General features: G+C 61.8%; 17 protein-coding genes. 12 read left to right on the top strand and 5 right to left on the bottom strand.

Annotated elements, in window-relative coordinates; all coding sequences use genetic code 11:
- Positions 1-3: 3 nt before the first annotated feature.
- From murD to mutT, 12 genes are all read left to right on the top strand, one after another.
- Positions 4-1,287, top strand: coding sequence for a UDP-N-acetylmuramoyl-L-alanine--D-glutamate ligase (gene murD, locus C3418_RS05140; protein WP_041211794.1), 1,284 nt, complete (start codon positions 4-6; stop codon positions 1,285-1,287).
- Positions 1,284-2,468: a cell division protein FtsW gene (gene ftsW / locus C3418_RS05135; protein WP_042015093.1), complete on the top strand. Its 1,185-nt coding sequence runs from the start codon at positions 1,284-1,286 to the stop codon at positions 2,466-2,468. The genes murD and ftsW overlap by 4 nt, the downstream gene beginning before the upstream one ends.
- Positions 2,465-3,532 (top strand): undecaprenyldiphospho-muramoylpentapeptide beta-N-acetylglucosaminyltransferase, encoded by a 1,068-nt coding sequence (gene murG, locus C3418_RS05130; protein ID WP_010675835.1) that lies wholly within the window; start codon positions 2,465-2,467, stop codon positions 3,530-3,532. The genes ftsW and murG overlap by 4 nt, the downstream gene beginning before the upstream one ends.
- A gap of 110 nt (positions 3,533-3,642) precedes the next feature.
- Positions 3,643-5,097 (top strand): UDP-N-acetylmuramate--L-alanine ligase, encoded by a 1,455-nt coding sequence (gene murC, locus C3418_RS05125; RefSeq protein WP_103858094.1) that lies wholly within the window; start codon positions 3,643-3,645, stop codon positions 5,095-5,097.
- Positions 5,098-5,194: 97 nt separating this feature from the next.
- Positions 5,195-5,947 (top strand): cell division protein FtsQ/DivIB, encoded by a 753-nt coding sequence (locus C3418_RS05120; RefSeq protein WP_029314839.1) that lies wholly within the window; start codon positions 5,195-5,197, stop codon positions 5,945-5,947.
- The gene (ftsA, locus tag C3418_RS05115) at positions 5,928-7,187 is read left to right on the top strand and encodes a cell division protein FtsA (RefSeq protein ID WP_010675832.1); all 1,260 of its coding nucleotides are present in this window, start codon (positions 5,928-5,930) and stop codon (positions 7,185-7,187) included. The genes C3418_RS05120 and ftsA overlap by 20 nt, the downstream gene beginning before the upstream one ends.
- Positions 7,188-7,226: 39 nt before the next feature.
- Positions 7,227-8,378, top strand: a complete 1,152-nt coding sequence (ftsZ, locus tag C3418_RS05110; protein ID WP_005305686.1) for a cell division protein FtsZ — start codon at positions 7,227-7,229, stop codon at positions 8,376-8,378.
- A gap of 102 nt (positions 8,379-8,480) precedes the next feature.
- The gene (gene lpxC, locus C3418_RS05105; RefSeq protein ID WP_010675831.1) at positions 8,481-9,404 is read left to right on the top strand and encodes a UDP-3-O-acyl-N-acetylglucosamine deacetylase; all 924 of its coding nucleotides are present in this window, start codon (positions 8,481-8,483) and stop codon (positions 9,402-9,404) included.
- A gap of 140 nt (positions 9,405-9,544) precedes the next feature.
- Entirely contained in the window at positions 9,545-10,450 is a 906-nt protein-coding gene (locus C3418_RS05100) for a M23 family metallopeptidase (RefSeq protein WP_039040495.1), read from the top strand.
- Between the two features lie 57 nt (positions 10,451-10,507).
- Complete coding sequence (gene secA / locus C3418_RS05095; RefSeq protein WP_103261558.1) at positions 10,508-13,228, top strand: preprotein translocase subunit SecA; 2,721 nt, start codon at positions 10,508-10,510, stop codon at positions 13,226-13,228.
- Positions 13,229-13,293: 65 nt separating this feature from the next.
- Positions 13,294-14,478 (top strand): tetratricopeptide repeat protein, encoded by a 1,185-nt coding sequence (locus tag C3418_RS05090; protein WP_103858093.1) that lies wholly within the window; start codon positions 13,294-13,296, stop codon positions 14,476-14,478.
- An 8-nt stretch (positions 14,479-14,486) separates the two neighbouring features.
- Positions 14,487-14,891 carry an 8-oxo-dGTP diphosphatase MutT gene (gene mutT, locus C3418_RS05085; RefSeq protein ID WP_171864957.1) on the top strand — a complete coding sequence of 135 codons (405 nt, stop codon included), beginning with the start codon at positions 14,487-14,489 and terminating at the stop codon, positions 14,889-14,891.
- 57 nt (positions 14,892-14,948) lie between these two features.
- On the opposite strand, the gene yacG is transcribed toward mutT, so the two are convergent.
- The 5 genes from yacG to C3418_RS05060 form a co-directional block, all read right to left on the bottom strand.
- A complete protein-coding gene (gene yacG / locus C3418_RS05080) occupies positions 14,949-15,143 on the bottom strand; it encodes a DNA gyrase inhibitor YacG (RefSeq protein ID WP_103858092.1) in 195 nt (64 codons plus the stop codon).
- 10 nt (positions 15,144-15,153) lie between these two features.
- A complete protein-coding gene (gene zapD / locus C3418_RS05075) occupies positions 15,154-15,876 on the bottom strand; it encodes a cell division protein ZapD (protein ID WP_010675825.1) in 723 nt (240 codons plus the stop codon).
- A gap of 37 nt (positions 15,877-15,913) precedes the next feature.
- On the bottom strand, positions 15,914-16,528 hold the full coding sequence (gene coaE / locus C3418_RS05070; protein ID WP_052814464.1) for a dephospho-CoA kinase: 615 nt from the start codon (positions 16,526-16,528) through the stop codon (positions 15,914-15,916).
- Between the two features lie 18 nt (positions 16,529-16,546).
- Complete coding sequence (locus tag C3418_RS05065) at positions 16,547-17,422, bottom strand: A24 family peptidase (protein ID WP_052814465.1); 876 nt, start codon at positions 17,420-17,422, stop codon at positions 16,547-16,549.
- Between the two features lie 77 nt (positions 17,423-17,499).
- Positions 17,500-18,741: a type II secretion system F family protein gene (locus C3418_RS05060; RefSeq protein ID WP_010675822.1), complete on the bottom strand. Its 1,242-nt coding sequence runs from the start codon at positions 18,739-18,741 to the stop codon at positions 17,500-17,502.
- Positions 18,742-18,802: the final 61 nt, after the last annotated feature.

Genomic DNA, 18,802 nt, shown 5'->3' with positions numbered 1-18,802 from the left:
GCCATGGTCATCATCATCGGACTCGGCAAAACCGGACTCTCCTGCGTCGATTACTTCCTCGACCGCGGCGTCACGCCGCTGGTGATGGACACCCGTGCCAACCCGCCGGGCAAGGACGAGCTTCCCCCCGAGGTGGAGCTCATCCACGGGCTGGACGCGGAGCGGCTCAAGCAGGCGCACATGATAGTGGCCAGCCCGGGCATCGCCCTGGCGACTCCGGAGTTGAAGGCCGCCGCCGAGTTCGGGGTGCGCATCGTCGGTGACATCGAACTGTTCGTGCGTGAAACCCAGACGCCCGTCATCGCCATCACCGGTTCCAACGGCAAGAGCACGGTCACCACCCTGGTGGGTGAGATGATCGCCGAGGCGGGACTCAAGGTCGGTGTGGGGGGCAATATTGGCACCCCGGCGCTGTCACTCCTCAAGCAGCCCATGGATCTCTGCGTGCTGGAGCTCTCCAGCTTCCAGCTCGAGACCACCTACAGCCTGCGGGCCGCCGCCTCCGTGGTCCTGAACCTCAGTGAAGATCATATGGATCGCTATGCCGGCATGGCGGATTACCGCGCCGCCAAGATGGAGATCCATCAGCACTCCCAGCACATCCTGATCAATCGCGACGATCCCCAGACCCTGCCCGATGTGGGTCAGGTGTGGCAGAGTTTCGGCCTCGACTGCAACGGCTACGGTCGCTGCGAGCTGGAGGGCCGTCACTGGCTGACCTTGCACGGCGAGCCGCTCCTGGCGGTGGACGAGATGAAGATAGTGGGTGCCCACAACCAGGCCAATGCCCTGGCGGCCATGGCCCTGTGCGATGCGGTGGGCATTCCCCGCGAGGCACAACTTGCCGTGCTGCGCCGCTTTGAAGGCCTGCCTCACCGTGCCCGCTTCGTGCGGGAGGTAAATGGGGTGCGCTGGATCAACGACTCCAAGGCCACCAACGTGGGGGCGACCCTGGCCGCCGTGGCCGGGGTACGTGAAGCGGTCAAGGGCCGCCTGCTGCTGCTGGCCGGTGGCCAAGGCAAGGGGCAGGACTTCGGCCCGGTGCAGGCCCTGCTCGGCAGCCAGATCGATCACATGTACTGCTTTGGCCAGGATGCCGAGGTGCTGCTGGCCCTGGGCGAACAGACCGAGCGGGTTGCCGATCTTGACGCTGCTGTCGCCAAGGCGGCGGTCGATGCCAGGCCCGGTGACTGGGTGCTGCTGGCGCCGGCCTGCGCGAGCCTGGATCAGTTCAAATCCTTTGAAGCGCGCGGCGATCGCTTCACCGAACTGGTGATGGGCTTATGAACGCCCTGCGCGTGGTTGCGGGATTCTTGCAGCGCTGGTTGCTACCGGCGCGCCCCGCCGGTCTCTACGATCGGCAGCTGGTGGTACTGGCTCTCGCCCTGATGGGCGTCGGGCTGGTGATAGTGGCGTCAGCTTCCATTCCTGAGGGGATCGCCATCAACAACGATCCCTTCATGTTCGTGAAGCGCCACGGCATGTTCCTGGTGATGGCGCTGGGTATCTCCTGGTTCGTGTTGCAGGTACCCATGGCACGCTGGCAGCACTACAACGGCCCCATGTTGTTGCTGGCCATCGTGCTGCTGGTGATGGTGTTGCTGGTGGGCCGCAGCGTCAACGGTTCGGTACGCTGGCTGCCGCTTGGCCCCTTCAACTTGCAGCCGGCTGAGTTCGGCAAGCTGGCGCTGTTCGTCTATCTGGCGGGCTATCTGGTGCGCCGCCAGAGCGAGGTGCGCGAACGCTTCATCGGTTTCATGAAACCCATGGCGGTGCTGTTCGTGGTGGCCATCCTGCTGCTGGCCCAGCCGGATCTCGGGTCAGTGGTGGTGATGTTCGTCACCTCCCTCGGGATGCTGTTCCTGGCCGGTGCCCGGCTGGTGCAGTTCATCGGTCTCATCCTGGTGGGGGTGAGCGCCGTGGTGACCCTGATCATCGCGGAGCCCTACCGGATGCGGCGGGTGACCTCTTTCCTCGACCCCTGGGCCGATCCCTTTGGCAGCGGCTATCAGCTGACCCAGTCCCTGATGGCCTTTGGTCGGGGGAGCTGGTTTGGCGAGGGGCTCGGCAACTCCATCCAGAAGATGGAGTACCTGCCGGAAGCCCACACCGACTTCGTGTTCGCCATTCTGGGCGAAGAGCTGGGCTACGTGGGGGTGCTTGGCGCACTCTTCCTGATTTTTGCGCTGGCGGTGAAGGCGCTCAAGCTGGGTCACCAGGCGCTGGTGGCCGAGCGGCTCTATGAAGGTTATCTGGCCATCGGCATCGGCATCTGGTTCAGTTTCCAGACTTTCGTCAACGTCGGTGCCGCCAGCGGCATGATGCCTACCAAGGGGCTGACCCTGCCGCTGGTCAGTTATGGCGGCTCCAGTCTCATCATCATGATGGTGGCGGTGAGCATGTTGATTCGTATCGATTTCGAGTTGCGCCAGGCGAGTGCCCAGGCGCGCGTGCGGGAGGTTGTGTGAGCAAGACGTTACTGGTGATGGCGGGTGGTACCGGGGGCCATGTGTTCCCCGGCCTGGCCGTCGCCGATCGCCTCAAGGCCCAGGGCTGGACCATCCACTGGCTCGGCACTGCCGACCGGATGGAGGCGGAGCTGGTGCCTGCCCATGGTTATCCCATCTCCTTCATCGACATCCAGGGGGTGCGTGGCAACGGCATCAAGCGTCTGCTCGCGGCGCCCTACCGTGTCATCAAATCCGTGCTGCAAGCCCGCCAGGTGCTCAAGACCATCCAGCCCGATGTGGTGCTGGGCATGGGGGGCTTCGCCTCCGGCCCGGGTGGCGTGGCCGCCTGGCTGTCCGGCATTCCACTGCTGCTGCACGAGCAGAATGCCGCCGCCGGCCTGACCAACAAGCTGCTGGCCCGTATCGCCAGGCGGGTACTGATGGCCTTCCCCGGTGCCTTCGCCCCCAATGCCCGCACCGCCGTGGTGGGCAACCCGGTGCGCCCCGAGGTGGTGGCGCTGCCGGATCCCCAACTGCGCAGCAGCAGCGATCCTCTGCGCCTGCTTGTGGTCGGTGGCAGCCTGGGGGCCCGGGTCCTCAACGAGCAGGTGCCTCCTGCGGTTGCAGCTGCCGGTGTGCCCATCGAGGTGCGTCACCAGTGCGGCAAGGGCAACGGGGAGGCCGTGGCTGCCTCCTATGCCGGGCTGGGGGTCGAGGCCGAGGTGAGTGAATTTATCAAGGACATGGCGGATGCCTATGCCTGGGCTGACCTGGTGGTGTGCCGCGCCGGCGCATTGACCGTCTCCGAAGTGGCCGCCGCAGGTGTGGCCGCCATCTTCGTGCCCCTGCCCCATGCGGTGGATGATCACCAGACCCGCAACGCCCTGACCCTGGTCGACGGCGGTGCGGCCGAGTTCCTGCCCCAGTCCGAGCTGACGCCGGCCGCTCTGGCGTCACGCCTCTCCTGGCTCGCCGGGCGCAGGGAAACTCTGTTGAACATGGCCCAGGCCGCGCGCCGGGTCGCCATCATCGATGCTGCCGAACGGGTTGCCGATGAGTGCAAACGGCTCGCCACCGGCTGAGCCAAACGAGATGGAAGGCCAAGATGTGCCGCCAAGGCCCCGCTTCTGTCTTCGAACTGATGAATGTCGCCGAATGAAAATGGCCTGTGGCCGCGAATTGAGAAAGAACTATGACCAAGGTTGAACTGGCAAAACTGCGTACCGTTATCCCCGAAATGCGCCGCGTGCGTCGCATCCACTTCATCGGCATCGGTGGCGCCGGTATGGGCGGTATTGCGGAAGTGCTTGCCAATGAAGGGTATCAGGTGACCGGCTCGGATCTGGCCCGCAACGGGGTGACCGAACGCTTGGCCTCTTTGGGCGCACACATTTTTGTCGGTCACAGTGCCGAGCATGTGGACGGTGCCAGCGTGGTGGTGGTTTCCACCGCCATCAAGCAGGACAACCCCGAGCTGCTGGCTGCCCGCGAGCTGCGTATTCCCGTGGTGCGCCGCGCCGAAATGCTGGCTGAGCTGATGCGCTTCCGTCACGGCATCGCCATCGCCGGGACCCACGGCAAGACCACCACCACCAGTCTGGTGGCGAGCATCTATGCCGAGGCGGATCGCGACCCAACCTTCGTCATCGGCGGTCTGCTCAACAGCGCCGGCACCAATGCCCGCCTGGGCAGCAGCCGTTATCTGATTGCCGAGGCGGACGAGAGCGACGCCTCCTTCCTGCATCTGCAACCCATGGTCTCCATAGTGACCAATATCGAAGCGGATCACATGGACACCTATGGTGGCGATTTCTCCAGGTTGAAGGCCACCTTCATCGATTTCCTGCACAACCTGCCGTTCTACGGCCTGGCCGTGGTGTGCGTGGATGACCCCGTGATCCGCGGCATGCTGCCGGAGATCGCCCGTCCTACCCTCACCTACGGTATGAGCGATGATGCCGATGTGCAGGTGCTGGACTTCGTGCAGACCAGCAATCGCAGCCGCTTCCGGGTGCGCCGTGCAGGGGCGGGTGAGCTGGAGGTGACCCTGAATCAGCCGGGCATCCACAACGCCCTCAACGCCGCCGCCGCCATTGCGGTGGCAACCGAAGACGGCATCGGCGACGAGGCCATCATCCAGGCACTTTCCAAGTTTGAAGGGGTGGGGCGCCGCTTCCAGCAATATGGCGAGTTTGAAACCGGCCGTGGCAAGGCCATGCTGGTGGACGATTACGGTCATCACCCGAGCGAAGTGAAGGTGACCATCAACGCCGCTCGCGCCGGCTGGCCCGAGAAGCGGCTGGTGATGGTGTTCCAGCCGCACCGCTACAGCCGGACCCGGGATCTCTACGAAGATTTCGCGGATGTGCTCTCCAAGGTGGACGTGCTGGTGATGCTGGAGGTCTATGCCGCCGGTGAGGAGCCCATTCCCGGTGCCGATGGCCGTGCCTTGTGCCGTTCCATCCGCTCCCGCGGCACCCTGGAGCCCATCTTTGTCGCAACGCCGGACGATGTGCCCGCGGTGCTGGCCGACCTGATTGGCGAGGGGGATCTGGTATTGACCCAGGGGGCGGGTAACGTCGGTGCGCTGGCCCGTCGTCTCGGCGAGATGAAATTGAGCGTGGATAGCATGAAATCCGGTGCCTGAGGGCCCAATGAGTATTTTGACCGCCAAGCCGAGGCCTATATAATGGCGAACCGGTCTGCAAGTGGCCGGCATGGCGCGTTTTACGGGGATCGATCGGGTGGAGGCAAGGGCACAAGGGCGCACCAAGGGGGGCTTCATCGCCGGGGTGGCATTTTTCATCCTGGTCATGTGGGGGCTCTACCAGACTGCGCTGGATGTTAAAGACTGGCTGACGGATGCCAGTCGGTTGCCCATGAGCGAGCTGTTGCTGCAGGGGCAACACGAATATTTGAAGGCCGATGAGTTGCGTGCTGCCGTGCTGGATGGTGCCGAACTTCGCAACTTCTTCGAGCTGGATGTGAACGAATTGCAGGCGCGTCTGAACGCTCTGCCCTGGGTGGCCCAGGTCTCGGTACGAAAGAAGTGGCCGAACAAGATCAAGGTCTATCTGACGGAACAGGATGTGGCGGCTCGCTGGAACGGCAACCGCTTCGTCAACACCAAGGGTGAGGTATTCAGTGCCCCGGACAGGGTGAAGAAGCCCCTGATGCAGTTGTCCGGGCCCGATGATCAGGCCGCCAAGGTGCTGGAAGCCAGCCATCAGTACGAAACGCTGCTGGCGGCCAAGGGATACAAGTTGCTGGGGGTGAATCTGACCCCCCGCCATGCCTGGGAACTGACCCTGGATGGCAACATTCAGCTGTTTGTGGGGCGCTCGGATATCGCGCTTCGTCTGCAGCGGTTTATCGATGCCTTTCCGGTCATCGAGCCCCGTGAGCGGGTTGCTTACGTGGATCTTCGATACGACACCGGGATGGCAGTTGGCTGGAAGAAAAGCGAAGAGAAAGTGAATGACCAACACCGCAGATAGAAATTTGATTGTCGGACTGGATATCGGCACGACCAAGGTGGCGGTACTGGTTGGCGAAGTATTGCCCGATGGCGAACTCAATGTCATCGGCATGGGCAGCCACGCTTCTCGCGGGATGGAGAAGGGCGGGGTCAATGACCTCGACTCCGTGGTCAAGTCCCTGCGCCGCGCGGTGGAAGAGGCCGAGATGATGGCCGACTGCCAGATCAGTTCCGTCTATCTGGGGCTGTCCGGCAAGCACATCGATTGTCGCAACGAGACCGGCATGGTGCCCATCTCCGACGAAGAGGTGACCCAGGAGGATGTGGACAACGTCATCCACACCGCCAAGTCGGTGCGGTTGTCTGACGAGCTCCGGGTGCTGCACGTGCTGCCCCAGGAGTTCGCCATCGACTATCAGGAAGGGATCAAGAACCCGGTCGGCCTCTCCGGCGTGCGGATGGCAGCCAAGGTGCATCTCATCACCTGCCACAACGACATGGCGCGCAACATCGAGAAGTGTGTGGAGAAGGTGGGTCTGCGGGTGGATCAGCTGATCTTCTCCGCCCTGGCCTCCAGCTACGCCGTGCTGACCGAAGACGAGAAGGAGCTTGGTGTCTGCGTGGTGGACATCGGCGGTGGCACCATGGACATGTCGCTCTTTACCGGCGGCGCCCTGCGCCACACCAAGGTGATTCCCTATGCCGGCAGCACGGTGACCAGCGACATCGCCTATGCCTTCGGCACGCCGCCGCTGGATGCGGAGGCGATCAAGGTGCGCTACGGCTGCGCCCTCGGCCGCCTGGTCAGCAAGGAAGACAATATCGAAGTGCCCAGTGTCGGCGGTCGCCCGGCGCGCAGCCTGCAACGGCAGACACTGGCGGAAGTGATTGAACCCCGTTACACCGAGTTGCTCTCCATGGTGAATGACGAGCTGGTGCGGGTGCAGAGCGAATTGAAGGCACAGGGGGTCAAGCATCAGCTGGCCGCCGGTGTGGTCTTGACCGGTGGCGCGGCCCAGATCGAAGGCATTGTGGAGTGCGCAGAGCAGATCTTCCAGAGCCAGGTCCGGGTGGGCGAGCCCATGAATATCCGGGGATTGAGTGACTACGTACAGGCACCGGTGTACTCGACTGCGGTCGGGTTGTTGCAGTACGGCCGCACCAACCAATCCACCGGCAGTAACAAGGAATATGCCGCCAAGGCAAGCGTAGGTGGGCTGGTCAAACGGGTCAGCAACTGGTTGCGTGGCGAGTTCTAAAGATTTTGCTGAGTCAGGCAAATAAAGCGGAGAGACAACATGTTTGAATTTATGGATAGCCACACTGACGAAGCCGTCATCAAGGTGATAGGTGTGGGTGGCGGCGGCGGCAACGCAGTCGAGCACATGGTTCGTCAAAACATCGAAGGTGTCGAGTTCATCACCGTGAACACCGACGCCCAGGCACTGCGCAACTCCAGTGCCAATACCACCTTGCAGATCGGCGGTGGCATCACCAAGGGGCTGGGTGCCGGGGCCAACCCGGAAGTGGGTCGTGACGCCGCCATGGAAGACAGGGAAGCGCTGCGCGAGCTGCTGACCGGTTCCGACATGGTGTTCATCGCTGCCGGCATGGGTGGTGGTACTGGTACAGGTGCTGCACCGATCGTGGCCGAAGTGGCCCGCGAGATGGGTATCCTGACCGTTGCCGTCGTGACCAAGCCGTTCTCCTTCGAAGGGAAGAAGCGGATGGGCTTCGCCGCTCACGGCATCGAAGAGCTCTCCAAGAACGTCGACTCCCTGATCACCATCCCCAACGATAAGTTGCTGAAGGTGCTGGGTCGCGGCATCTCCCTGCTGGACGCCTTCAAGGCGGCCAACGACGTGCTGCTGGGTGCAGTACAGGGCATCGCCGAGCTGATCACCCGCCCGGGCCTCATCAACGTCGACTTCGCGGACGTGCGTACCGTGATGCGCGAGATGGGTACCGCCATGATGGGTACCGGCTCCGCCTCCGGTGACGACCGTGCCGAAGAAGCGGCCGAGAAGGCCATCTCCAGCCCGCTGCTGGAAGATGTGGATCTGGCCGGTGCCCGCGGCATCCTGGTCAACATCACTGCCGGCATGGACATGACCATCGAAGAGTTCGAGACCGTGGGTAACGCGGTCAAGGCCTTCGCGTCCGAGAACGCCACCGTGGTGGTGGGTACCGTAATCGACCCGGAAATGCACGACGAACTGCGCGTTACCGTAGTAGCGACCGGTATCGGTGCCGAGCGCAAGCCCGACATCACCCTGGTCAAGAACAACATGGTTCAAGAGCGTCCGGCCCGTCAGCCCCTGATCAGCGAAGCCCTGCAGTCTCGCGTGATGGAAGAGGCCCCGGCCAAGGTGGTGAACGCCGAGCCGCAAGCTCGTCGCGAACCGGATTATCTCGATATTCCTGCGTTCCTGCGCAAGCAGGCAGACTAAGCCTCTGATGGCTCTGGTTTGTTTGTTGCTTAAGGATTGTGCTAAGATGGCCCGGCAACGACCATCTGGTCAGGAATTTGAGCTGTTAAAGCGGATACGCCCATGATTAGACAAAGAACCTTGAAAACGAGTGTCCAGGCCACCGGTGTGGGCCTGCATTCGGGCCGGAAAGTCACTATGACGTTCCGTCCGGCGCCTGTTAACACAGGGATCGTTTACTTGCGTACCGATCTGAATCCTGTGGTCGCGCTGCCAGCCAACGCCGATCAGGTGCGTGATACTGTGCTTTGTACCGCTCTGGTGAACGAAGCCGGTGTTCGCGTGTCGACCATCGAACATCTGTCTGCCGCTCTGGCCGGGATGGGGATCGACAACCTCTATGTCGAGGTTGATGCCCCCGAGATCCCGGTAATGGACGGCAGTGCGCATCCGTTCATCTATCTGCTGCAGGAAGTGGGTATTCGTGAACAGAACGCGCCCAAGCAGTTCGTGCGGATCAAGCAGAGCATCCGGGTTGAAGACGGCGACAAGTGGGCGGAATTCCACCCCTATCGCAACGGCTTCAAGATGGATCTCGAGATCGATTTCCAACATCCGGTGTTTGAAGGCCGCAACCAGCGTTGCGTGCTGGACTTCTCCGGCAGCTCCTTCGTGAAAGAGATCAGCCGTGCCCGTACCTTCGGCTTCATGCGTGATATCGAGTACCTGCGTTCCCAGAACCTGGCACTGGGCGGCAGCCTGGAAAACGCCGTGGTGCTGGATGACTACCGGGTGCTGAACGAAGATGGTCTGCGCTACGAAGACGAGTTCGTGAAGCACAAGATGCTGGATGCCATCGGCGATCTGTACATGTGCAATCGCAGTATCATCGGTGAATTCCGTGCCTACAAGACGGGCCATGCCCTGAACAACAAGCTGCTGCGTGCCCTGCTGGCCCAGCAGGAGGCCTGGGAACTGGTGACCTTCGAGGGTGAGGGCGACAAAGCGCCTATCGCTTACTACGACAACGGTCTGGTTCTGGCCTGATAGCTGTGCAACAGGACGTCGGTCATCTCTCCGCACCGACGTCCTGTCATTTGTTTATTCCATCCTTTAATACCGATTATCTCCCGGTTTTATTGCCCGTGCAGGCCCTTGGCCTCACCTGACCGAGAAGACAGATTTCTATGAGTATTACCCTGATCCTCCACGGTAAGCAGCGCCGCAGGTTGCACTTACCCAAACAACGTCTGGCTTGGGTCGGCGGTATTCTCTTCACTGTATTGGCCTTGGGGGGCGGCTGGCTCTGGCAGAGCTGGCAGCAGAAAATGGAGGCGCTGGAAGTGGCGCTGACCCTGGCGCAGCAGCAAAAATCCACGCAAGGGGCCGATGAAGCCCGCGAACAGCTTGCCATGCTGGCCGCCCAGGTGGGCACCATGCAGGGACAACTTGGTCGCCTCAACGCCCTCGGCGAGCGCCTGACCGAGAAGGCGGACCTCGATCCCGAGGAGTTCAACTTCAAGGAGCTGCCCCCGATGGGCGGCCCTTCCTACGATGCAGACCTGGAAGTCAGCCTGGGTGAACTGCAAGATTCCATGGAACACCTCAGCCGTCAGCTCAGCAGCCGCGAAGAACAGCTGTCGGTACTTGAATCCTTCATCATGAACCACCATATCACCGATGCGGGTTTCATCCCCGGCTCACCGGTCAAGCAGGAGCGTGTCTGGATCTCCTCCGGCTTCGGTGGGCGGGTCGATCCGTTCAACGGTCGCGCCAAGATGCACAAAGGGGTGGATTTCCGCGGCAGGCCCGGCACCCCCATCCTGGCGACAGGCAAGGGGATTGTCAGCTGGGCAGGGCGCCATCCGGAGTTTGGCAACATGGTGGAGATTGACCATGGCAATGGTCTGGTCACCCGCTATGCCCACAATTCCAAGTTGCTGGTGGATGTGGGCACCCTGGTCGATGAGGGCCAGAAGATTGCCCTGATGGGGCGAACCGGTCGTGCAACCGGAGTTCATTTGCATTACGAAGTGTTGAAAGATGGTCGTCAGGTCAACCCCGCGCGCTTTCTGAATGCCAGACGGGGTTAGGTTTTTTCTTCAGGTTCCAGTGACGGAACGCTTATATAACCAAAACAGTTGGTACCCATGATTAGCACACTGCTCACCAAGATTATCGGCAGCCGGAATGACAGAACGCTCAAGGCTTTGCGCAAAATTGTAAAACAAATCAATGCGATGGAGCCTCAGTTCGAGGCACTGTCCGATCAGGAACTGCAGGCGAAGACCGCCGAGTACCGTCAACGTCTGGAGCAGGGCGAAACACTGGAGCAGTTGCTGCCGGAGGCGTTCGCCACCGTCCGTGAAGCCTCCCGCCGTGTGTTCGGCATGCGTCACTTCGACGTCCAGCTGATCGGCGGCATGGTGCTGAACTCCAACCGCATCGCCGAAATGAAGACAGGTGAAGGTAAAACCCTGACGGCCACCCTGCCGGCCTACCTGAACGCCCTGACCGGCCGCGGTGTGCACGTCGTGACGGTGAACGACTATCTGGCCAAGCGTGATGCGGAAGCCAACCGCCCGCTGTTCGCCTTCCTCGGCATGACGGTGGACTGCAACGTGCCCGGCATGGATGCGTCCCAGAAGCGCGATGCCTACGCTGCCGACATCACCTACGGTACCAACAACGAATTCGGTTTCGACTACCTGCGCGACAACATGGCATTCTCGCCGGAGCAGCGTGTACAGCGTCCGCTCAACTACGCGCTGGTGGATGAGGTGGACTCGGTGCTCATCGATGAAGCCCGCACCCCGCTCATCATCTCCGGTCCGGCGGAAGACAGCTCCGCCATGTACACCCAGATCAACAAGTTGATCCCCCTGCTGGTCAAGCAGGACAAGGAAGACTCCGAGGAGTACACCGGCGACGGCCACTACACGGTGGACGAAAAGAACCGCCAGGCGCTGCTGACCGAGAACGGCCAGATCTTCGTGGAAGAGCTGCTCAAGAAAGAGGGACTGCTGGCCGAGGATGACTCCCTGTTCTCCGCCACCAACATCAGCCTGCTGCATCACGTCAATGCCGGCCTGCGCGCGCATACCCTGTTCGAGCGCAACGTCGACTATATCGTCCAGAAGGACGAGATCGTCATCGTCGACGAGCACACCGGCCGCACCATGCCGGGTCGTCGCTGGTCAGACGGTCTGCACCAGGCGGTTGAGGCGAAGGAAGGGGTCAAGATCCAGAACGAGAACCAGACCCTGGCCTCCATCACCTTCCAGAACTACTTCCGTCTGTACGACAAGCTGGCGGGCATGACCGGTACTGCGGATACCGAAGCCTTTGAATTCCAGCAGATCTATGGCCTGGATACCGTGGTCATCCCGACCAACAAGCCGATGGTGCGCAAGGACATGGGCGATCTCGTCTACCTGACCGCCCAGGAGAAATACGCGGCCATCGTGCAGGACATTCGCGAGTGCGTGAAGCGCGGCCAGCCCGTGCTGGTCGGTACCGTCTCCATCGAGAACTCCGAGCTGCTCTCCGGCATCCTGACCAAGGAAAATATCCCGCACAAGGTACTGAACGCCAAGTTCCATGCCATGGAAGCGGAGATCGTCGCCCAGGCCGGCCAGACCGGCGCCGTCACCATCGCCACCAACATGGCCGGTCGTGGTACCGACATCGTGCTGGGCGGCAACTGGCAGGCGGAGATCGCCCAGCTGGAAAACCCGTCAAGCGAGCAGATTGCCGGGCTGAAAGCGGCCTGGCAGGTGCGTCATGACGAAGTGCTGGCGGCCGGTGGCCTGCACATCATCGGTACCGAGCGTCACGAATCCCGTCGTATCGACAACCAGCTGCGCGGCCGTTCCGGTCGTCAGGGTGATCCGGGTTCCTCCCGCTTCTACCTCTCCATGGAAGATACCCTGATGCGGATCTTCGCCTCCGACCGCGTGACCGGCATGATGAAGAAGCTGGGCATGGAAGAGGGCGAAGCCATCGAGCATCCCTGGGTGACCAAGGCCATCGAGAATGCCCAGCGCAAGGTGGAAGGTCGCAACTTCGACATCCGTAAAAACCTGCTCGAGTTCGACGACGTGGCCAACGATCAGCGCAAGGTGGTCTACGAGCAGCGCAACGAACTGCTGGACACCAACGACATCTCCGAGACCATTCACGTCATCCGTGACGACGTCTACGGCGCCATCATCGACGAGTACATCCCGCCCCAGTCCCTGGAAGAAATGTGGGACGTGCCGGGTCTGGAAGCGCGTCTGAAGTCCGATTTCGCCCTGGATCTGCCGCTGCAGCAGTGGCTGGCGGAAGACGACAAGCTGTATGAAGAGAAGCTGCGCGAACGCATCCTGGATGAAGCCACCAAGCTCTATGCCCACAAGGAAGAGCTGGTCGGCAAGGAGGTGCTGCGCAACTTCGAGAAGGCGGTGATGCTGCAAACCCTGGACGGCCTGTGGAAAGAGCACCTGGCGGCCATGGATCACCTGCGTCAGGGCATCCATCTGCGCGGCTACGCCCAGAAGAACCCCAAGCAGGAGTACAAGCGCGAATCCTTCGATCTGTTCACCCAGATGCTGGAAACCCTCAAGCGCGACGTGGTCAGCATCCTGAGCCGGGTACAGGTGCAGGAGCGGGATGTGGAGGCGATGGAAGAGCAGCAGCGCCAGCAGGCCGAAGCCGCTCCCCGTACCTACACCCATGCCACGGCCGAAAACCAGCTGGCTGACGAGGATACGGGTGGGGCCGAGGGCCATACCACCTTCGTGCGCGACGAGCAGAAGATCGGGCGCAATGATCCCTGCCCCTGTGGTTCGGGTAAAAAATACAAGCACTGTCACGGTCAGCTGACCTGACACCCTGCCATGATGAATACACCGCCTTCGGGCGGTGTATTCATTTTCGGACCAAGGAGGGGACGATGAGCAGATTGCCGGCGGGATGGGATGGGGAGGCACATGGGCACTGGCTGCAGGAGAGACGCCAGGAGGCGATCCGTTGTGTGCTGAGCAGGCTGAACGCAGAGACGAACAAATCTGTTCCCCTGCAACTGCAGTTTGCCTATTACCTCTTTTTGTCCGGCGATCCCGCCTCGGCGGCCCAGGTGCTGACGCTGGCGTACCGATCCGCGCCCGATAACACTGAGGTGCTGCGCAATCTCTGTGTCTGCCTCTCGCGCTCCGATCAACATGAGCGGGCCGTGATGCACCTGGTCGAACTGGTGCGGCGCGAGCCGGATGATTATCTGGTCCATGACGGGCTTTGCACTTCCCTTGCCAAGCTAGGACGCCATGAAGAAGCGGCACAAGCGGGAACCCGTGCCCTGACTCTCAAGGATGAGGCCGTCTCGCAGCCTGTCGCAGGGTGGGTGCTGCCGATAGAGGGGCCGGATGACTGGCTCGCGGAGCAGGGGGAGAAGCAGGCAGTCATCGCCTTCTCCTTGTGGGGAGCACAGCCTCGCTATTTGCGGGGAGCGCTCGACAATGTGCTGGCCGCAGCTTACCTCTATCCTGGCTGGCGGGTGCGCTTCTATGTGGATGGCAGTGTCCCTCAGGGGTTTCTGGCCTGCCTGCAGGAACATGGCGCCGAGATAAAGGTGCAGCCCGATGGCCAATCCCAGCGTCAGCGCCTCTGCTGGCGCTTCCAGGTCGCCAATGATCCCGGCGTGGGGCGCTTTCTTGTGCGCGATGCGGACTCCGTGATGAATCTGCGGGAGCGGCTGGCGGTCGATGACTGGCTTGCATCGGGGCGCTGGTTCCATATCATGCGTGACTGGTGGAGCCACACCGATCTGGTGCTGGCCGGCATGTGGGGCGGTGTGGCCGGTGTGCTGCCTCCCCTTGCGCCGCTGATGGCGAGCTATCAGCCCAGTACCATGGAAACACCGAACATCGACCAGTGGTTCTTGCGAGACTGTTTATGGCGCTATCTGCGCCAGAGCGCGCGGGTACACGATCGTTGTTTCACTCCGCCCGGTGCGGTGCCCTGGCCGCAGGTTGCGCCGCCGGGCAATGAGCATGTCGGGCAGGATCTCTTCAGGGCCCGGGGGGATCAGCAGGCCATTCGGCTTGCCCCCTGGATCGCCCGTTTGCCGTGTTTACGCTGAGGACAATGATGGAACAGAAGAAACGGATCTGGGTGGCGGTGGGCGTCATCGAGAACGAACGGGGCGATATCTTCATCGCCAAACGCTCAGCCGATCGCCATCAGGGGGATCGCTGGGAGTTTCCTGGTGGCAAGGTGGAGTCGGGGGAGGATCTGCTCACCGCGCTGGACAGGGAATTGTGGGAAGAGATCGGGATCCGGGTGCAGGATTGTGCCCCCTTCATGGAGCTGCACCACGATTACCCCGACAAGCAGGTCTTGCTGGATATCTGGAAGGTGACCCGCTTCCACGGCGAGCCCTTTGGCAAGGAGGGGCAGGAGTGTCGCTGGGTGCCACTGGCCTCGCTGCACGAATACCGCTTCCCGGATGCCAACGGCCCCATCGTCGCGCGGTTGCAGGCCTCGCTTGCCTGAAAGGGAATCGATACCAACGAAAAAGGGCCTGAGGGCCCTTTTTTGATCGTGAAGTGTTTATTGCCAGGGATCGCCCTGTTCCGAATCGGGCAGCAGATCCGGGTTGATCTCGCCCGGGATGCGCTTCTGTTCATCCGCCCACTCGCCGAGGTCGATCAGCTGGCAGCGCTTGCTGCAGAAGGGGCGAAACGGGCTCTGCGGACCCCATTCGATCTCGCTCTGACAGGTCGGGCACTTTACCTTGGTCACCATGGGGCGCTCCTCAACAACAGGCGAGCTGGAAGGAGACGTCGCCTATCTGCTGTTCCGTCGTCGGCAGGAAGCGCAGGGCGAAGCGGTTCTTGTGGCCGCTCAGGGTCGGATAGCAGGGCTGGGTGCCCGCCAGACGGATGCGGATCAGTTCAGCCCCTTCGGCGGTATCCTGGAAGAAGCCGTTGGTGGCCACCTGGTCGCTGAAGTTGCCCGACTCGCGCCACAGGCGCAGCAACAGGGAGATGGCGTTCATCAGCAGGGTGATGTCACTCAGCCATTGCTGCATCTGCTGGTGGCGGGTGACGGCCGGGGTCGCCAGCCAGTGGTGCAGTTGCGGCACATCGAAGGCGCACAGACCTCCCGGAATGGAGAAGCGCTGACGAATGGAGCCGAGCAGGCGATCCTCTTTCAGACGGGCGCCGGGGCGCGGGGAGTTTAGCAGGTTGCGGGAGAGCTGGGTACTCTCCTGCTGCATCCGCTGGATCTGCTCGAGATCGACGTCAGGCAGACTGGCCCAGTGGCTCAGGCGTTGGCCGAGGCGCTCCAGATCCTTGATCAGATCGGCACGCAGGTCACCACGCTCCAGCAACTCCTGCAAATCGAACAACCCCTTGAAGAAGGCGATATGTGCCCAGGACTGGTCACTCTCCAGATTGTCGCGGATCTGGGAAAACAGGGACTCCAGACGAAGATAGGTCCGGCTTTTTTCATTGAGGGGAAAATCGTAAATCATGCCTAATCCTGGCCAGCCATAAACCGGCCTAGTGTACTCACAGTTGGTGGGCTTGTTGAGAGGCAAATGCCAGATATGTCTGGTGCAGGGCGAAAATTCGCTGCCAGATGGTCTCACTCGTACCACTCTGGTTGTCCAGGACGTCGTCGGCCATCGCCAGGCGCTCGCTGCGGCTCGCCTGGGACGCCAGTATCGCCTGGGCCTGTTCCCGAGTGACGCCATCGCGGCGGCAGGTACGCTCGATTTGCGTCGCTTCGTCCACATCGATCACCAGTACCCGATCGGCGAGGGAAGTGAGCCTGTTTTCCACCAGCAAGGGGACGACCAGCAGGCAGTAGGGGGAGCGGGTTGCCGCACACTGGCGCAGCATCTCGGTGCGGATGAGGGGATGGAGCAGGGCATTGAGCCACTCCTTGGCCTGCGAATCGGTGAAGATCCGCTCTCGCAGCCGGCGGCGATCGAGCTGGCCATCGGGGGCAACGACATCCGGGCCAAAATGGGCGGCGATGGCAGCCAGAGCAGGGGTGCCGGGCTCCACTACCTCGCGGGCGATGATGTCCGCATCCACCACCTCGATGCCCAGCTCGGCAAAGCGGTTGGCAACCGTGGTCTTGCCGCTGCCGATTCCCCCTGTGATTGCGACTACATACATGGGTCAGAGATCCTTTTGCTAGAGCACGACATCAAGATACCAGCGGGTGATGCTATCGCCCCACAGCAGCGTTATCCAGCCCGCGATGGTGAGATAGGGGCCAAAGGGAATGGGTTTGCCCTGGTGGTGGTTGCGCAGCAGGATGAGACCGATGCCGATGATGGCGCCCGCCAGCGAAGAGAGCAGCAGCACGATGGGCAAGGCTTGCCAGCCGAGCCAGGCGCCCAGCGCCGCCAGCAGTTTGAAATCCCCGTACCCCATCCCTTCCTTGCCGGTCAGCAGCTTGAAGGTCCAGTAGAGGCTCCAGAGCACCAGGTAACCCGCCATGGCGCCGACCACCCCATCGGCCAGGGGCACGAAACCGCCCGCCAGATTGAACAGCAGGCCACCCCAGAGCAGGGGCAGGGTGAGCTGATCCGGCAAGAGCATCTTGTCCAGGTCGATGAAGGTCAGTGCGACCAATGTCCAGGTGAGCAACAAAGCGGCAAGGGTGCCCCAGCCGGGGGAAAGCGCGGCTGCTACCGAGACCGACAGCAGGGCGGTGAGCAGCTCGACCAGGGGATAGCGAGCCGAAATGGGGGCGTGGCAGTTGCGGCAGCGCCCCCTGAGCCATAGCCAGCTCAGTAGGGGAATGTTCTCCAGCGCCCCTATGGGGTGGTCGCAGTGGGGGCAGCGGGAGCGAGGTACCATGAGGTTGTATCGTCCGGTTGCAGGAGGAGTCTCTTCACCGTCACCGAAATAGTCGCTGTATTCGGCATGCCAGGCCCGCTCCATCATGATGGGCAGGCGATGGATCACCACGTTCAGGAAGCTGCCCACCATCAGGGAGAAAAGGAAAATCAAGGAGAGATAGAGCCAGGGCAAGCCCTGGGCCAGTTCGATCAAAGGCACCATAGATCAATCGCTTGTGTCGGGAACGGGGATGACAGATGGCCGGGGGAAATGCACCGCCCGGCCCTCTGTCGAGGGGGTCAGTGTATCACAGAGCCCAGCTTGAAAATGGGGAGGTACATGGCCACGACCATGCCGCCGACCAGCACCCCGAGCACCACCATGATGATGGGTTCGAGCAGGCTGGTGAGGCCGTCGACCATGTCGTCCACCTCCTGTTCGAAAATGGCGGCGACCTTGGAGAGCATGTCGTCGATGGCGCCGGATTCCTCACCGATCATCACCATCTGGGTCACCATGTCGGGGAAAAGGTCCACGGTGCGCATGGCGACGTTGATCTGCATGCCGGCCACCACCTCGTTGCGAATGGCCATGGTCGCAGTGCGATAGACATAGTTGCCGGATGCTCCGGCCGCCGAGACCAGGGCATCCACCAGCGGGATACCGGCGGAGAAGGTGGTGGAGAGGGTGCGGGCAAAACGGGCCATGGCAGCCTTGTGCAGTATGTTGCCCACCACGGGAATGGTGAGGATGAATTTGTCCGTGTTGTCCCTGACCTTCTGGGATTTTCGCCAGGCCCGCACATAGAGGAAGACGGCGAGAGCCGCGCCGCCAAAGATGGCGTACCACCACTCCTGCATAAAGCGGGAGATGGCGATGACGAACCGGGTGAAGGCAGGCAGCTCGGCACCGAAGCTCTTGAAGATATCCTCGAACTGGGGAATGACGAAGAGCAGCAGGATGGAGGTGACGACGATGGCCACCAGAATGACCATGGACGGATAGAACATGGCCTTCTTGATCTTGGATTTGAGGGCTTCGTTCTTCTCGCGGTAGATGGCGATACGGTCGTAGATGGTCTCCAGGGCGCCGGATTGCTCCCCGGCTTCGACCAGGTCGCAATAGAGGTCGTCGAAGTGGCGAGGATGGCGGCGCAACGCCTCCGAGAGCGGGGTGCCTGTTTCCACATCGGCGGCGATCTGGCCGATGAGCTCGCGCACAGCCGCTTTCTCGTGGCCGCGAGCAATGATCTGAAGACTCTGCACCAGAGGCACGCCGGCGGAGAGCATGGTAGTGATCTGGCGGGAGATGACGGCGATGTCCATCGGCTTGATCTTGGCGCCGCCCTTGGAGAAGAGCCCCTGGCTCTGCTTGCTGACCCTGGTGACGTTGACGCCCTGCTTGCGCAGCTCGGCCTTGACGGTGGTGATGCTGTCGGCTTGCAGCTCGCCGGAGACCTTCTGTCCCTTGCGGTTGACGCCGTGCCAGCGGTAGGAGAAGACTTTTTTCGGTGCGTTGCGTTTTTGAGCTAATGTGGCCATCACTGCATCCTGCAATTGGGCGACGGTGGCCGGATGCTGCTGCCTGTCCGGCTCATCTTGG

The organism is Aeromonas sp. ASNIH8 (assembly GCF_002919855.1).
Classification (GTDB): Bacteria; Pseudomonadota; Gammaproteobacteria; order Enterobacterales; family Aeromonadaceae; genus Aeromonas; species Aeromonas caviae.
The sequence above is the reverse complement of the archived record's forward strand: the minus strand, read 5'-3'. Positions and strand labels throughout refer to the sequence as shown.

Coding starts and splice junctions, on each gene's coding strand:
- murD (WP_041211794.1), top strand. CDS start 4: ATGGTCATCATCATCGGACTCGGCAAAACCGGACTCTCCTGCGTCGAT.
- ftsW (WP_042015093.1), top strand. CDS start 1,284: ATGAACGCCCTGCGCGTGGTTGCGGGATTCTTGCAGCGCTGGTTGCTA.
- murC (WP_103858094.1), top strand. CDS start 3,643: ATGACCAAGGTTGAACTGGCAAAACTGCGTACCGTTATCCCCGAAATG.
- ftsA (WP_010675832.1), top strand. CDS start 5,928: ATGACCAACACCGCAGATAGAAATTTGATTGTCGGACTGGATATCGGC.
- ftsZ (WP_005305686.1), top strand. CDS start 7,227: ATGTTTGAATTTATGGATAGCCACACTGACGAAGCCGTCATCAAGGTG.
- lpxC (WP_010675831.1), top strand. CDS start 8,481: ATGATTAGACAAAGAACCTTGAAAACGAGTGTCCAGGCCACCGGTGTG.
- C3418_RS05100 (WP_039040495.1), top strand. CDS start 9,545: ATGAGTATTACCCTGATCCTCCACGGTAAGCAGCGCCGCAGGTTGCAC.
- secA (WP_103261558.1), top strand. CDS start 10,508: ATGATTAGCACACTGCTCACCAAGATTATCGGCAGCCGGAATGACAGA.
- C3418_RS05090 (WP_103858093.1), top strand. CDS start 13,294: ATGAGCAGATTGCCGGCGGGATGGGATGGGGAGGCACATGGGCACTGG.
- mutT (WP_171864957.1), top strand. CDS start 14,487: ATGGAACAGAAGAAACGGATCTGGGTGGCGGTGGGCGTCATCGAGAAC.
- yacG (WP_103858092.1), bottom strand. CDS start 15,143: ATGGTGACCAAGGTAAAGTGCCCGACCTGTCAGAGCGAGATCGAATGG.
- zapD (WP_010675825.1), bottom strand. CDS start 15,876: ATGATTTACGATTTTCCCCTCAATGAAAAAAGCCGGACCTATCTTCGT.
- coaE (WP_052814464.1), bottom strand. CDS start 16,528: ATGTATGTAGTCGCAATCACAGGGGGAATCGGCAGCGGCAAGACCACG.
- C3418_RS05065 (WP_052814465.1), bottom strand. CDS start 17,422: ATGGTGCCTTTGATCGAACTGGCCCAGGGCTTGCCCTGGCTCTATCTC.
- C3418_RS05060 (WP_010675822.1), bottom strand. CDS start 18,741: ATGGCCACATTAGCTCAAAAACGCAACGCACCGAAAAAAGTCTTCTCC.